This is a genomic window from Rhodothalassium salexigens DSM 2132 (genome assembly GCF_004341375.1).
Lineage (GTDB): Bacteria > Pseudomonadota > Alphaproteobacteria > Sphingomonadales > Rhodothalassiaceae > Rhodothalassium > Rhodothalassium salexigens.
Map to the genome: position 1 here is coordinate 116,812 of NZ_SLXO01000007.1, position 14,171 is coordinate 130,982.

At 70.0% G+C, this 14,171-nt stretch carries 11 protein-coding genes; 1 reads left to right on the plus strand and 10 read right to left on the minus strand.

All coding sequences use genetic code 11. The features are described 5' to 3' along the window. Nucleotides 1-98 precede the first annotated feature (98 nt). From EV659_RS10160 to EV659_RS10205, 10 genes are all read right to left on the minus strand, one after another. Nucleotides 99-3,281, minus strand: a complete 3,183-nt coding sequence (locus tag EV659_RS10160) for an efflux RND transporter permease subunit (RefSeq protein ID WP_132708770.1) — start codon at nucleotides 3,279-3,281, stop codon at nucleotides 99-101. A 13-nt stretch (nucleotides 3,282-3,294) separates the two neighbouring features. Then, complete coding sequence (locus tag EV659_RS10165) at nucleotides 3,295-4,446, minus strand: efflux RND transporter periplasmic adaptor subunit (RefSeq protein ID WP_165878831.1); 1,152 nt, start codon at nucleotides 4,444-4,446, stop codon at nucleotides 3,295-3,297. A 240-nt stretch (nucleotides 4,447-4,686) separates the two neighbouring features. Beyond that, nucleotides 4,687-5,256 carry a F0F1 ATP synthase subunit B family protein gene (locus EV659_RS10170; RefSeq protein WP_132708772.1) on the minus strand — a complete coding sequence of 190 codons (570 nt, stop codon included), beginning with the start codon at nucleotides 5,254-5,256 and terminating at the stop codon, nucleotides 4,687-4,689. Next, a complete protein-coding gene (locus EV659_RS10175) occupies nucleotides 5,256-5,759 on the minus strand; it encodes a F0F1 ATP synthase subunit B family protein (protein ID WP_132708773.1) in 504 nt (167 codons plus the stop codon). The genes EV659_RS10170 and EV659_RS10175 overlap by 1 nt, the downstream gene beginning before the upstream one ends. An 89-nt stretch (nucleotides 5,760-5,848) precedes the next feature. Continuing rightward, a complete protein-coding gene (locus EV659_RS10180; protein ID WP_132708774.1) occupies nucleotides 5,849-6,076 on the minus strand; it encodes a F0F1 ATP synthase subunit C in 228 nt (75 codons plus the stop codon). A 43-nt stretch (nucleotides 6,077-6,119) separates the two neighbouring features. Next, a complete protein-coding gene (locus EV659_RS10185; protein ID WP_132708775.1) occupies nucleotides 6,120-6,869 on the minus strand; it encodes a F0F1 ATP synthase subunit A in 750 nt (249 codons plus the stop codon). A 16-nt stretch (nucleotides 6,870-6,885) separates the two neighbouring features. Further along, complete coding sequence (locus EV659_RS10190) at nucleotides 6,886-7,275, minus strand: AtpZ/AtpI family protein (protein WP_200287822.1); 390 nt, start codon at nucleotides 7,273-7,275, stop codon at nucleotides 6,886-6,888. A 153-nt stretch (nucleotides 7,276-7,428) separates the two neighbouring features. Next, nucleotides 7,429-10,926 carry a chromosome segregation protein SMC gene (gene smc / locus EV659_RS10195; protein ID WP_132708777.1) on the minus strand — a complete coding sequence of 1,166 codons (3,498 nt, stop codon included), beginning with the start codon at nucleotides 10,924-10,926 and terminating at the stop codon, nucleotides 7,429-7,431. Nucleotides 10,927-10,986: 60 nt separating this feature from the next. Then, nucleotides 10,987-11,694: a DsbA family protein gene (locus EV659_RS10200; protein ID WP_165878832.1), complete on the minus strand. Its 708-nt coding sequence runs from the start codon at nucleotides 11,692-11,694 to the stop codon at nucleotides 10,987-10,989. 95 nt (nucleotides 11,695-11,789) lie between these two features. After that, nucleotides 11,790-12,896: a DciA family protein gene (locus EV659_RS10205; protein WP_165878833.1), complete on the minus strand. Its 1,107-nt coding sequence runs from the start codon at nucleotides 12,894-12,896 to the stop codon at nucleotides 11,790-11,792. A 44-nt stretch (nucleotides 12,897-12,940) separates the two neighbouring features. On the opposite strand from EV659_RS10205, the gene mutY reads away from it, so the two are divergent. Next, nucleotides 12,941-14,164 carry an A/G-specific adenine glycosylase gene (gene mutY / locus EV659_RS10210; protein ID WP_132708780.1) on the plus strand — a complete coding sequence of 408 codons (1,224 nt, stop codon included), beginning with the start codon at nucleotides 12,941-12,943 and terminating at the stop codon, nucleotides 14,162-14,164. Nucleotides 14,165-14,171 lie beyond the last annotated feature (7 nt).

The following is a 14,171-nucleotide window of genomic DNA, read 5'->3' on the forward strand; positions in this document are numbered from 1 at the left end:
TTGCCCGGCTGGCGGACAAAAAAGCGCCGGCCAGGCGAACCCGGCCGGCGCGATGAGGTCTTGGCGCCCGCGCCAGGCCGGCGCGGGGCGGCGTGCGGTCAGGCGTCGGCGCCCGAGGCGGCAGCGGCACGGCCATCGCTGGACCCGGCCCCCGGCTGCGGGCCGCTGTCGCGGGCCAGCTTGCGGCACGCCACATAGAATAGCGGCGTGAACACCAGGCCGAACAAGGTCACCCCCAACATGCCCGAGAACACCGCCGTACCAATGGCCCGGCGCATCTCGGCACCAGCGCCTTCGGCGACCACCAGCGGCAACACGCCCAGGATGAACGCCCCGGCGGTCATCAGGATCGGCCGCAGGCGCACCCGCGCCGCATCCACCGCCGCCTGGAACCGGTCGGCGCCTTCCAACTCGCGCTGGCGGGCGAACTCGACGATCAGAATGGCGTTCTTACTGGCCAGGCCCACCAACACCACCAGACCGATCTGGGTCAGCAGATTGTTGTCGAGCCCCAAGAGGTCGATGCCGACCATGGCGCCGAAGATACTCATCGGCACGATCATGATCACCGCCAACGGCAACAGCCAGCTTTCATACTGGGCCGACAGCACCAGGAAGGCGAACACCACCGCCAGCACGAAGGCCAGCGCCGCCGTGTTGCCGGTTTGCTTCTGCTGGAACGCCAGGTCGGTCCACTCATAACCGACGCCGGGCGGCAGCACCTCGTCGGCCAGTTGCTCCATGCGCGCCAACGCCTCGCCCGACGAGAAGCCGGCCACCGTGTCGCCCTGCAGCGCCGCCGAGGGGTAGAGATTGTAGCGCGGCACCCGCGACGGCCCGGTCACATCGCGGAACGTGGCCACCGAGCCAAGCGGCACCATCTCGCCGTCGGCATTGCGGGTCCGCAGCCGGGCCAGGTCGTCCGGGTCGAGCCGGTGCGGCCAGTCGGCCTGGGCGGTCACCCGGTAGGTCCGGCCGAGGAAGTTGAAGTCGTTGACGAACGCCGAGCCCACATAGACCTCAAGCGTCGAGAACACGTCCGACACCGGTACCTGAAGGATTTCCGCCCGGGTCCGGTCCACGTCCACATAGAGTTGCGGCGTGCGCGTCTCGAAGAACGAGAACACCTGCGTGGTCTCGGGCGCCTGATTGGCCGCGCCGGCCAGTTGTTGGACCGATTGCGACAGGGTGTCGAGCCCGCGGCCGCGCCGATCCTGGACCATCATCTTAAAGCCGCCGGCATTGCCGATCCCGCGCACAGGCGGCGGCGGGATCACCACCACCTGCGCATCGGTGATACCGGCCACCGCGCGTCGGAGATCGGTGAGGATGGTATGGAAATCGCGGCCCTCGTCCAAGCGCTCGGAGAACGGCTTCAAGGGCACGAACACCGTCGCCGCGTTGGAGGCGAGCGTGAAGGTGGCACCGTTCAGACCGGCAAAGCCCATCACGTTCTGGACCCCGCCCACCGGCAGCGCCCGTTGGGTGATTTCCTGGACCACCGCATCAGTACGCTCCATGGTCGCCCCCGGCGGCAACTGCGCCGAGATGATGAAATAGCCCTGGTCCTGCTGTGGAATGAAGCCGCCGGGCACCCGGTTGTACTCGAACGCGGTGACGCCGAGCAGCGCCAGATAGAGCACGCCCATGATCGCACCGCGCCGCAACACCCAGGCGACGCCGCGACTGTAGCGTTCCGCCGTGCGGTCGAAGCCGCGGTTGAAGAAACCGAAGACGCGACCGAGCGGGCCGTTCGACGTTTCGGCGTGCGACCGCCCCTTGAGCAGCAGCCCGCACAGTGCCGGCGACAGGGTCAACGAGACCAGCAGCGACAACAGCGTCGCCACCGAGATGGTCAGCGCGAACTGGCGATAGAACTGGCCCGAAATGCCCTCGATGAATGCGGTCGGCACGAACACGGCGACCAACGCCAACGACATGGCGACCAGGGCCGTGCCAACCTCGTCCATGGTCTTGTGGGCGGCCTCCTTGGGCGCCAGACCCTCACGCAGGTTGCGCTCCACATTCTCGACCACCACGATGGCGTCGTCGACGACGATGCCGATCGCCAGCACCAGCCCGAACAGCGTCAGATTGTTGAGCGAAAAGCCGAACGCCTGCATCATCGCGAACGTGCCGATCAGCGACACCGGAATCGCCAGGATCGGGATGATCGCGGCGTTCCAACGCTGCAGGAAAAGCACGATCACCAACACCACCAGAAGCCCGGCTTCGAAGATCGTCTTAACCACGGCGTCGACCGACTGTTGTACGAAGTCGGTCGGATTATAGATGATCCGGTATTCCAGTCCCTCGGGGAAGGCCTTGGAAAACTCGGCCATCTGAGCCTTGATACGGTCGGCGGTGGCCAGCGCGTTGGTGCCCGGACGCTGGAAGATCGGCAGGGCCACCGCCGGCTTGCCGTCCATGTAACTGCGGGTCACATAGTCCTGGGCCGCCAATTCGACCCGGCCCACATCGCCGAGCCGGACCACCCGGCCGTCCGGATCGGACTTGATGACGATGTTGGCGAATTCCTCGGGCTCGACCAACCGGCCTTTGGTGCGCACCGAAAGCTCGAACGCGGACTCGGGCTGGGGCAAGGGTTCGTCGTTGAGCGTGCCGGACGCCACCTGGACGTTCTGCTGGCGCAGCGTATTGACCACGTCGAGCCCGGTCAGCCCCACCGAGGCCAGCCGGTCGGGATCGAGCCAGACGCGCATGGAATACTCGCTGCCGCCATAGATCCGCAGATCACCGACGCCGTCGATACGAGCCAGCGGGTCGCGCAGTTGCAAGGCGGCGTAGTTGGCGATGTAAAGCTGATCCAGGCTCTCGTCGGGCGACAGCAGGTGGATCACCATCATCAGGTCGGGCGAATTCTTGCGCGTGGTCACACCGAGCCGGCGCACCTCTTCAGGCAATCGCGGCTCGGCCACGGAAACCCGGTTTTGCACCAGGACCTGCGCCTCGTCGAGATCGGTGCCCAACTCGAAGGTGATGGTCAGCGTCATATTGCCCGACGCCGTCGACTGCGACGACATGTAGAGCATGCCCTCGACGCCGTTCACCTCCTGCTCAATCGGCGTCGCGACGGTCTTGGCCACGGTTTCGGCGTCGGCGCCGGGATAGGTGGCCTGCACCTGAATGGTCGGCGGCACCACATCGGGATACTGCGCCACCGGCAGGTTGAGCAGCGAGATGCCGCCCAAGATCGTCACCACCAGCGACACGACCGTCGCGAAGATCGGCCGGTCGACGAAGATATGGGTCAGTTTCATGAGCCCGCCCCCGCTACTGGTCGGTCAGGGAGATGGTGGTCTCTTGCGGTCGGACCGGTGCATTGGGGCGGACGAACATCAACCCGGCGACGATCACCCGGTCATCGGGGGCGAGCCCCGAGCGGATCACCCGCAACCCCTTGTACATCGGCCCGAGTTTGACCGGCCGCACCTGCGCGGTCTGGTCGTCGCCGACCACATAGACCATCTTGCGGTCCTGGTCGCTGACCACCGCCTTGTCGGGCAGCAGCATCGCCTCGTAAGGGCCGCGCGCCTTGAGTTGCAGCCGGCCGAACACGCCCGGCGTCAACGCCCCGTCGGCATTCTCGAACACCGCGCGCGCCCGGATCGTACCGGTGCCCTCGTCCACTTGGTTGTCGACGAAGTCGATGGTGCCTTCGTGGACCGACCCCGCCTCGTCCGACAGTTTGACGCGCACCAACGCACCGAGCGCCCCTTGTGCCGTGCCTTCGCCGCCCGGACCGGTGCGCTGATAGCGCAAGAACGCCCGCTCGCTGGCATCGAAGACGAAATGGATCGGATCGAGCGACACGATATTGGTCAGCGGCGTGGCGTTGCCTGCGCCGCCATTGATCAGATTGCCCACATCGACCGCGTGCTCGCTAACCCGGCCACTGACCGGCGCGCGCACCTCGGTGAATTCGAAGTCCAATTCAGCGGTGCGCCGCTCGGCCTTGGCCGATGCCAGATCCGCCTCCGCCTGGCGCATCTCTTGGAGCCGCAGGTCGTATTGTTCCTTTGAAATGTTGTGGCGCTCCAATAACGCCTCGGCACGCGCCACCTCGGTCTTGGTGTAGGCGAGACGGGCGTCGGCGCGCTCGACCGCAGCCTCGGCGCGGTTCAGCGCCGCCTGATACGGGCGCTGGTCGATGACGAACAACAGGTCGCCCTTGTCGACCATGGTGCCGTCGGTGAAGTGAATGGACTCCAGATAGCCGCTGACGCGCGCCCGCACCTCGACCGACTTCACCGCCTGGAAGCGGCCGGTGTATTCGTCCCACTCCACCACCTGATCGACGAGCGGCGTCGTCACCTCCACCTGGGGCGGTTGCCGCGTCTGTCCCTGGGGATCCTCGCCACACGCCGCCAGCAGCCCAACGGCCAGCAGACCCGCCGACAGACGGGCCAGTCGTTTCGGGGTCATCCGCACCTCCACTCTTTCGCTTGCAACGAGGACGCCGAGGCCGTGCACGGCGCAAAGCACGCAGCGCAACATCGGCCTTCAGCACTTAGCAACCGCATTCAAGAGAACAAGGGGGAAGAACAAAGAAAAATACAAACCACCCGCCTGATGACACGGACTTGCTGTTAGCAAAAACCTGACGAGGCCGTCCGAACACCTCGGACAGCCTCGTCAAAATCGTCAGTGATTATTCCTAGCCGCTTAATGCAAGCTTTTGTCCACCTCGGCGATGGCAGCGTCGAGTGCCTGACGCCCGGTGTCGCCGGTCATCGCGTCCTGCAGCGTCTGCCGGGTCGCGGCCACCGCAGCATGGGCGGCCGCCGCGCGCACCTCGGCCACCGCCGACTGTTGAAGCTGGGCGATCCGGCTTTCCACCGCCTGGGTGCGCCGGTCGACCAGAGCGGCGGCATCCTTCTCCGCCTGTGCCTTGAGCGCCTTGGCATCCTCGCGCGCTTGCTCGACGATCGCTTCGGCGTCCTTAGCCGCCTGACGTTGACGCCGTTGATCCTCGGCCAGTTGCTTCTGCGCTTCGTCGCGCAGCAACCGGGCTTCCTGGATCTGGCGTTCGATCCCGGCCGCGCGCGCGTCGAGCGCCCGGCCGATCGCGCCCCAAGCCTGCCGGGCGATGAGGGCGATGAACACCACAAAGCCCAGGCCGACCCAGAAATAGGTGTTCTTCGGGCTGAACCAGCCCACCGAGCCATGATCGCCGGCGCCTTCCACCACGTCGGCGGCGAACGCCAGCCAGGGCATCACCATGTCTGCCGCCATCACTGCGCCTCCTCGGCCCGCACGCCGGCCAGTTCACGCTTGACCGAGGCCTTGAGCTTGTTGGTGTTGCCGGTCACGGAAAACTGCGCCAGCAGTTCCTTGGCCACGTCCACCGAAATGGCGTGCATTTCGTCGAGCGCTTCATTGCGGGCCCGGGCGATGTCCGCCTCGGCCTCGCGCTGGCGCTTGTCGAGCTTGGCATCCACCTCGGCCTGCGCCTCGGCCAGTCGCCGGGTGGCGGCCTCGCGGGCTTTGCCGGTGGTCGCAGCCGCATCGTCGCGCGCCTTGGCCAAGGTCGCCTGATAGGCGTCGCGGATCGCCTTGGCTTCGTTGTTCATCCGCTCGGCAGCGTCGAGATCGTCCCCGATGCGCTGCTCGCGATCCTTATAGATCTGCTCGACCCGCGGCAGACCCATGCGGGCCATGATCAGCCAGAACAGGCCGAACACCACGGCCAGCCAGAAAATCTGCGCTGGAAAGACACTGGGATCGAACTGAGGCATGGACCTGCCTTTCGATGCGAGGAAGGCCGGGCGGCGGGATCACCCGCAGCCCGGAAGGCGATAGGTCGTCGGTCGAAGCGGTCGGACGCTCAGACGACGAACAGCAGCAGGAGCGCCACCAGGAACGCCAGAATGCCGAGCGCTTCGGTCACCGCGAAGCCGATGATCAGGCGCGGGAACTGCTTGTCGGCGGCGGCCGGGTTGCGCAGCGCGCCTTGCAGGAAGTAGGCGAAAATCAGGCCCACGCCGATACCGGCGCCACCCATACCGATGGCCGCGATGCCGGCACCGATCAGCTTAGCAGCTTCAGCTTCCATTGTTCTTCCTTTCCGAACAGAACGGGGTCGTTGTTGCAGGGTTTTAGTGCGCCACGTCCACGGCGTCCTTCAGATAGACGCAGGTGAGCAGCGCGAAAACATAGGCATGGGCCACGGCGACCAGCAGTTCGAGCGCCTGGAAGGCGACGATCATGGCGAACGGCAGCACGCCGAGCGCGGCCATGACACCGCCGCCAGCGCCGAGGCTGACGATGAAGCCGGCGAACACCTTCAACAGGATGTGCCCGGCGGTCATGTTGGCGAACAGACGAACCGACAGGGTGACCGGCCGGACCAGGAACGAGAACACCTCGATAGCGACGATCAGCGGCGCCAGGATCCACGGCGTGCCCGACGGCATGAACAGCGAGAAGAACGACAGACCGTTGCGCACCAGACCGATCAGCACCACCGCGAAGAAAATGCAGATCGCGAACGCGAAGGTCACCGCCAGATGGCTGGTCACCGTGAACGCATAGGGCAGAAGTCCCATCACATTGGCGGTCAGCACAAACATGAACAGCGAGAACACGAACGGAAAGAACGACCGCCCGTGGCTGCCGATATTGTCCCGCACCATGCCGGCGACGAACTCGTAACTCATCTCCACCATGGACTGCAGCCGGCCCGGCACCAGCGCCTGGCGGCGCGTGCCCAGCATCACGAAGGCGGTCAGAAGCCCCGCCACCGCGATCATGTAGGCCGCAGCATTGTTGAAGGAAATGTCCAGCCCGGCGACCTCCAGCGGCGCGCCGATGCGGTGAATTTCGAACTGTTCGAGAGGCCCTGCCACGGACGCGGCTCCCTGGTCAATCACGCTCCGACGGCTTGGCGCCGCCGGCGTCGTCGGTTGCGTCGGTCTTGCCTGTTTCGCTTGCGCGGGCGGCCGTGTCGGCCGCTGCCGAAGCCCGGGCCGCGGTCTGAAGCACGTTCTTCACCCCACCGGCAAAGCCGAACAGGACGAAAACGATCATCAGCCACGGCGACGTTCCAAGCCATCGGTCGGCCCAATACCCCAGAAAGCCACCGACCGCCACCCCGGCGACGATTTCGAGACCGACACGCAGCCCCAGGGCCAGATCGGAATCGGCTTGAGCCCCAGGGTCGTCGGCGGCCAACGGATCCCGTCGGGCGGCGCGCGCCTTGCGCAACCGCTCGTCAAAGCCGCCGGGCCTGCTATCGTCGTCGTCGGAGGTCACGCGCTTCCCAAAGCCGGACGCCCACACACACGTCGCCGGGCCAGCGGTTTCCCCCGACCCGGCAGACGCGGGCGCAACATAGAAACGCCCCCGCGCCCTGTCAAGCCGCATAGGGGAATGCACAACCGTCTGATTTTTAAGTATTTTCAGAAATCAAACGCTGGCTGCCATGGCTTCGGCCTCGTCCAGGTCCACCGAAACCAACTGGCTGACACCGCGTTCGGGCATGGTCACACCGAACAGACGCGACACCCGGCTCATGGTCACCGCGTTGTGGGTGACGACCAGAAACCGGGTCCGCGTGCGCTCGACCATATGGTCCAACAGGTCGCAAAACCGCTCCACATTGGCGTCGTCGAGCGGTGCATCGACCTCGTCGAGCACACAGATCGGGGCCGGGTTGGTGACGAACACGGCGAAGATCAAGGACAGCGCCGTCAGCGCCTGTTCGCCGCCCGACAACAGCGACAGCGATTGCAGGCGCTTGCCCGGCGGGCTGGCCATGATTTCGAGCCCGGCCTCCAGCGGATCGTCCGAATCGACCAACGCCAGATGCGCCTCGCCGCCGCCGAACAGGCTGGTGAACAAGTCGGCGAAGTGGCGATTGACCTGCTCGAACGCCGCCATCAGCCGCTCGCGGCCCTCGCGGTTCAATTCGCCGATGCCACGCCGCAGCCGGTGGATGGCGGCTTCGAGATCGGCGCGCTCGCCGTCCAGATGGTCGCGCTGTTCGGCGACCTCGCGCAATTCCTCCTCGGCGCGCAGATTGACCGCGCCCATGCGCTCGCGGCGGCTCTTGAGCGTGTCGAGCCGCTCCGCCATGGCCGCCGCCTCGGGCAGGTCGTCGGGGTCGCCGAAGTCCATGGCCTGGGGCAAGTGGCTCGGCGGGCAGGCGAAGCGCTCGCCGCATTCATGGGCCAGTTGCCGGCGCCGGGCGCTCGCATTGTCGGCGTTGGCCTCCAGACGCACATGGGTCTCGCGCGCCGCCGCCAATTGGCCCTCGCACTCTTTAAGCGCCGCGTCGGCCCGGGCCTTGGCGGTCTCGGCGGCGGCGAGCGCGTCGCCGGCGGCCGCGCGCTCGGCCGACGCGGCCTCTATGCGCGCGATCAGGTCGCGGCGCTGGTCGTCGAGGTCCGCCGGCGGCTCGGCATAGATCGCCAGATCGCGCGCGGTCTTGGCCAAGCGCTCCTCCAGGCCGGTCAGATGACCGGCGGCGCGGTCCGCACGGCGGTCCCAGTCGGCGCGTTCGGTCTTGATGGCCGCCAGCCGCCGCTCGCGCGCCGCGCCCTGGGCGGCCAGGGCGTCGGCGCGGGCGCGCGCGTCGGCCAACTCGGCGCGCTGGCGGTCGGCCGCCGCCTTGGCCTCGGCCAATGCCCGGTCGAGCGCCGCCAGGTCGGGCACCGTCGCCGCCCGGGCGTCGAGGGCGCGGCGCTGCTCGGCCAGGTCGGCGGCGTCGGCGTCCAGGCGCTGCCGCCGTTCGGCCAGGCGCGCAGCAGCAGCCGCCCGGCGCGCGGCCTCACGCTCGGCCTGGGTCTGGGCGCGCCGGGCGTCGGCGACCGCGCGGTCGGCGGCCTGGCGCGCGCGCCGGGCGTCCGCCTCGCCGGTTTCAGCGGCGCGCACCGCCCCCTGGGCCTCGCCATGGTCGCGCCCGGCCCGGTCGAGGGTCGCGCGCGCGTCGGCCAGTTGGTCGCGCAGCGCCTCCAGCCGGTTGCGCTGTTCGAGCCGGACGGCCGCCGGCGCCGGCGCGTCGGCGGCGGTGACCAGGCCGTCCCAGCGCCATACCGCGCCGTCGCGGCTGACCAGACGCTGGCCGGGGGCCAATTGCCCCAACAGCGCCTCGCCCGCAGCCCGGTCGGCGACCAGCCCGGTCTGGGCCAGCCGGCGGGCGAGCGCCGGCGGCGCGTCCACATGGGCGGCCAAGGGCTCGGCTGCGGCCGGCAAGGACGGTGCTTCACCCAGCGGCGCGAGCGCGCGCCACGCCCGGGGGCTTGGAGCGGCGTCGGCGGCTTCGCCGGCCTGGTCCGCCGCCGGTTCTTCGGGCGCGGTCAGATCGTCACCGAGCGCCGCGCCGAGCGCCTTTTCAAGCCCCGGCGCCACGCGCACCCGCTCGGCGATGGCCGGGCGCTCGCCGTCGTCGCGGCCGGCCACCATGCGCGCGAGCGCCTGCGCCTCGGTATCGAGCCGGCCGTGGGCGCGCTCGGCCTCGTTGAGCGCGGTCCGGGTCGCCTCGGCGGTCTGGCGCGCGGCCGCGCTGTCGGTCTCGGCACGCTCGACCGCCCGCCCTGCGGCCTCCAGCGCCGCTTCGGCTTCATCGGCGGCGGCTTCGGCGGCCCTGAGCGCCGCCTCGCCATCGTCCTCGGCCTCGGCGAAGGCGCTTTCACGGTCGAGGGCGGCGCGCTCGGCGTCCAGGCGCTGCTCGCGGCGGGCGAGCGCGGCGCGGTCCGTGTCCAGGCTGGTCTTGGCGGCGCGCGCCTCGGCGACCCGCGCGGCGGCCGCGTCGGCCTCGCCCTGCGCCGCCTCGGCGGCCACGCGGGCCGCGTCGAGGGCGGTCTGGGCCTCCTGGCGCGCCGCCACCGCCGCCGCGGCCTCCTTGGTCAGGGTCTCGGCCTCGGCGTCGAGCCGGGCGCGCGCCGCCTGGGCGTCGCCGGCGACCTCGCGCTCGCGCGCCAGATCGCGGTCCAGATCGTCCTTCTGGGCCGCCAGCCGGCGGGCGGTGGCGGCGCGCTGGCGTTCGCGTTCCTCCATCTGGTCGCGCGCCAGGGTCAACCGCTGCAATGCGGCGCCGGCCTCGGTTTCGGCCTTGCGCAACGCCGGCAGGGCGGCCTCGGCCTCGCCCTGCGCGCGGGTCCGTTCCGAGACCTGGGCGGTCAGCCACGCCACGTGTTGGCCGGCCTCGCCCCGGGCGGCGTCCAGGTCGCTGGCCTCCCGGTCGGCGGCCCGCCAGCGCAGGTAAAACAGCGCCGCCTCGGCCCGGGCGATGCGGTCGCTCAGGTCGCGATACTTGGTCGCCTGGGTGGCCTGGCGCTTGAGGCTGGCGGCGCGCTGGTCGAGTTGCTGGATCACGTCGGCGACGCGGGTCAGGTTGGTCTCGGCGGCGCGCAGGCGTTTCTCGGCCTCCTTGCGCCGGGTGTGCAGACCCGAGACGCCGGCCGCCTCCTCCAGGATGGCCCGGCGCGCGGCCGGCTTGGCGGTGATCAACACGCCGATCCGGCCCTGGCTGACCAGCGCCGGCGAATGGGCGCCGGTGGCCGCGTCGGCGAACAACAGGCGCACATCCTGGGCGCGCACGTCGCGGCCGTTGATGCGATAGGCCGAGCCGGCGGCGCGCTCGATCCGGCGGCTGACTTCCAGGGTGTCGGCGTCGTTGAAGGCCGCCGGCGCCGTGCGCGCCTCGTTGGCGACGGTCAGCGTCACGTCGGCCAGGTTACGCGGCGGGCGCGCGCTGGTGCCGGCGAAGATCACGTCGTCCATGCCGCTGCCGCGCATGGACTTGGCCGAGTTCTCGCCCATCACCCAGCGCAGCGCCTCGACCACGTTGGACTTGCCGCAGCCATTGGGGCCGACGATCCCGGTCAGCCCGGGATCGATGCGCAACTCGGTGGGGTCCACGAACGACTTGAACCCCGACAGCCTCAGCCGCGTGAACTGCACCGGTGGGTAGTCTCCCCCTGGGGCCCCTTGGCGGGATCGGGCGGCACGGGCGCGGCGGCGTTAGCTGCTCGCCGCCTCGACCGCCTCCTTGATCTGCTCGAACTGGCTGCGGCCCGGCTGCATTTTTAACTCGCGGCCGTTGAGCACCAGATAGGGCGTGTACTCGATCTGGAACCGTTCGCGCTGGCGCTGGGCGCGTTCGACAATCATCGTCTGCAACGACCGATTGGCGATGCACCGGTCGTAGGCCGCGCGGCTCATGCCGGCCTGGCGCATCACCTTGGGCAGTTCTTCCGCTGCATTCTGGTTCAACCACACCCGCTGGGTCGTGAACAACAGCTTCATATAGTCGTCAAACTTCTCCGGCCCGTCGCAGCGCGCCAGCGACGACACCAGCACGTCGAAATTCTGGCTCGACCAATCGACGACCATCAACTTGAGCTTGCCGGTGGCAACCAGCTCTTCTTTGATCTGCGGCACGACCGTCTTGTAGAAGTTTCCGCAATGGCCGCAGGTCCAGGACGCGAACTCGATCAGCGTGTTGGGCGCGTCGTCGCTGCCATAGACCAGAATCCCGGTGGCCGCGCCCTGATCGTCGGTGGCTTGCGGCCCGGGGCTCTCGACCGTGGTCGGCAGCGAGCCGCTTTCGGCGGCATCGGCGCTGCCATTGCCGCCGCCGGTTCCGTCGCCGCCATCGCAGGCCGCCAGTAGCATCAGCGCACCAGCCGCCACCAGACCGCGGCGCCATCCGTTCAAAACATCGGTCATCGTCATCTCTTCCGTCTGGAGCTTGGCCCGCCGAACCGGGCACGGGATCGACACTTACTGTTCCAGGCTACTGGTAAGGGGCCGCGCCGCCGGGCTCAAGCCCCTTCCGCCGGCGGATCATTCGCCCCGGTCGGGCCGCCGTCGCCCGGCGGATCACCGTAAACGCGCCCGCCCAAGCGCAGCAAGGCCGTGCGCAAGGACGACGCCTCGCCCACCGGCGGCGGCGTCGGCGCCCCGGGAGACGAGGGAGACGGGAGCGACCGGACCGGCGCTGGCGCTGCCGACGAGCCCCGGCGGTCGCGCCCGGCAACGCCGCCGACCGGGCCCGCTTGCGCGGTGGCCGCCCCCGGCCGGCCCGGGTCTTGGCAGTCACGATCGCCCGTCCGCTCGGCGTCACCTGGGGCGGCGTCACCGGGGGCGGCATCCCGAGCGGCGAGACCACTGGGGCCGGGACCGCTGGGGGCGGGAATGCCAGGCGCTTCCGGCGTATCTCGGCGGTCCGGGTCGCTGGCCTTCACGCGGTCGGCCAGGGTGTCCAGCGCCGTCGCCAGCGGCACCGCAGCGACCGGCCGTCGCGGCCGCACGCCGTCGGCTTGGGCGGGCGCGGCCGAACCGGCCCGGCCGGCCGGCAGCGCCGACGGCGCCGCCCAGGGCGCGCTCGGGACCGCCGCCGACACCGGGGCGCCGAGGGCCGCCAGCCGCTCCGCCACCCGGGCCATGGCCTCAGGGTTGGGCTCGCGGAACGGCCCGCCGGGCGGCGGCGCCGGGCGGGCGGGCAGGGGCCCCTGCTCGATCGACAGGCGTGCCACCGCGCCATAGCCGAAATAGACATTGACCCGCTCGACCACCGTCGGCGCGCGGTGTTGCAACACCGTGGCGGTGGCCGGCGCGGCGCGGACCACCAGCGTGGCGCCAGCGCGCTTGCCGCGCGGAAACCGCACCGCCACCGGCCGCGTGATCGAAGCCAGATCCTCGCCAACGACGGTATCCCAGCGGGTGACGATCTCGGCCTTGATGAAGCCGCGCGCGCGCATCACCCGCCCGGTGAGCGCCGGCACCAGCGCGCCGGCGCGCACCACGCCGCCGCGCCGCGCCGGCGGTTCGGCCTTGGTGGTGGCGCCACCGGTCTTGGCAGCGGTCTTGGCGCCAGTCTTGGAACCGGCTTTAGCGCCCGACCGGCGCGATGTCTTGGCAGCGTCCATCTCGCCCATTATGCCAGACCCGCCCGAAAAAGGAGCCCCCGTCCATGCCGACGCCCAAGTCTCCGCCCCCGTCGCGATCCACATCTCCCCCGCCCGCAGCCGACCCGCCGGCCTCGCCCCGGCAAGGCGCGGCGCTGGCCGGCCGCCTGCTCGACTGGTACGACCGCCATGCCCGCGCCCTGCCCTGGCGCGCCCCGCCCGGCGTGCGCCCCGACCCCTATCATGTGTGGCTGTCGGAGGTGATGTTGCAACAGACCACCGTGGCCACGGTGGGGCGATACTTCGCGCGGTTTCTGGAGCGCTGGCCCACGGTGGCGGCGCTGGCGGCGGCCGAACGCGACGCGGTGCTGGCCGAATGGGCGGGGCTTGGCTATTACGCCCGGGCGCGCAACCTGCACGCCTGCGCGCAGGCGGTGGTGCGCGACCATCGCGGGCGCTTCCCCGACACCGAGGCCGGGCTCAAGGCGCTGCCCGGTATCGGCGACTATACCGCCGCCGCCATCGCCGCGATCGCCTTCGACCGGCCGGCGACGATCCTCGACGGCAATGTGGAACGGGTGATCGCGCGCCTGCACCGGGTCGACGCGCCGCTGCCGGGCGCCAAGCGCGCGCTTAAGGAGCTGGCGGCCCGGATCACGCCCCAGGACCGGCCCGGCGACTATGCCCAGGCGATCATGGACCTGGGCGCCACCGTGTGTACGCCGACGCGGCCGCAATGCCTGCTGTGCCCGTGGCGGCCCGAGTGCGCCGCCCACGCCGCCGGCGACATGGCGCGCTATCCGGTCAAGGCGCCCAAGCGCCCCAAGCCGGTGCGCCGGGCGCTCGCCTTCTGGATCGAGGCCGAGGGTGCGGTGTTGTTGCGTCGGCGGCCGGACCGGGGCCTGCTCGGCGGCATGCTGGAGATCCCGTCGAGCGCCTGGGTCGAGGCCGGCCGGGCGACGCTGACCAAGCCGGGCGAAGACCCGGACTGGCGCGCCGACGCGCCCGAGTTGATCGCCCAGGCGCCGGTCGCCCCCGCCCCCGGGGCGTCCGGGGCGCCCGGCGTGTCGTTCGTGCTGCTGCCCGACCGCGTGCGTCACACCTTCACCCACTTCCACCTGGAACTGGCCGTGGCGCGGCTCGCCCTCGACCGCCGACCGGCCGTGGACGACGCCTTGTGGTGGCCGCTCGACACCCTGGGCCAGGCCGGCCTGCCGACGGTGATGCGCAAGGTGGCGGCCCATGCCGGCCACCCGGCCCCAGCGGCGCAGCAATCGCCTGGCGGCTGAGCGCCGG

Coding starts and splice junctions, on each gene's coding strand:
- EV659_RS10200 (WP_165878832.1), bottom strand. CDS start 11,694: ATGACCGATGTTTTGAACGGATGGCGCCGCGGTCTGGTGGCGGCTGGT.
- mutY (WP_132708780.1), top strand. CDS start 12,941: ATGCCGACGCCCAAGTCTCCGCCCCCGTCGCGATCCACATCTCCCCCG.
- EV659_RS10160 (WP_132708770.1), bottom strand. CDS start 3,281: ATGAAACTGACCCATATCTTCGTCGACCGGCCGATCTTCGCGACGGTC.
- EV659_RS10175 (WP_132708773.1), bottom strand. CDS start 5,759: ATGCCTCAGTTCGATCCCAGTGTCTTTCCAGCGCAGATTTTCTGGCTG.
- EV659_RS10165 (WP_165878831.1), bottom strand. CDS start 4,446: ATGACCCCGAAACGACTGGCCCGTCTGTCGGCGGGTCTGCTGGCCGTT.
- EV659_RS10180 (WP_132708774.1), bottom strand. CDS start 6,076: ATGGAAGCTGAAGCTGCTAAGCTGATCGGTGCCGGCATCGCGGCCATC.
- EV659_RS10170 (WP_132708772.1), bottom strand. CDS start 5,256: ATGGCGGCAGACATGGTGATGCCCTGGCTGGCGTTCGCCGCCGACGTG.
- EV659_RS10205 (WP_165878833.1), bottom strand. CDS start 12,896: ATGGACGCTGCCAAGACATCGCGCCGGTCGGGCGCTAAAGCCGGTTCC.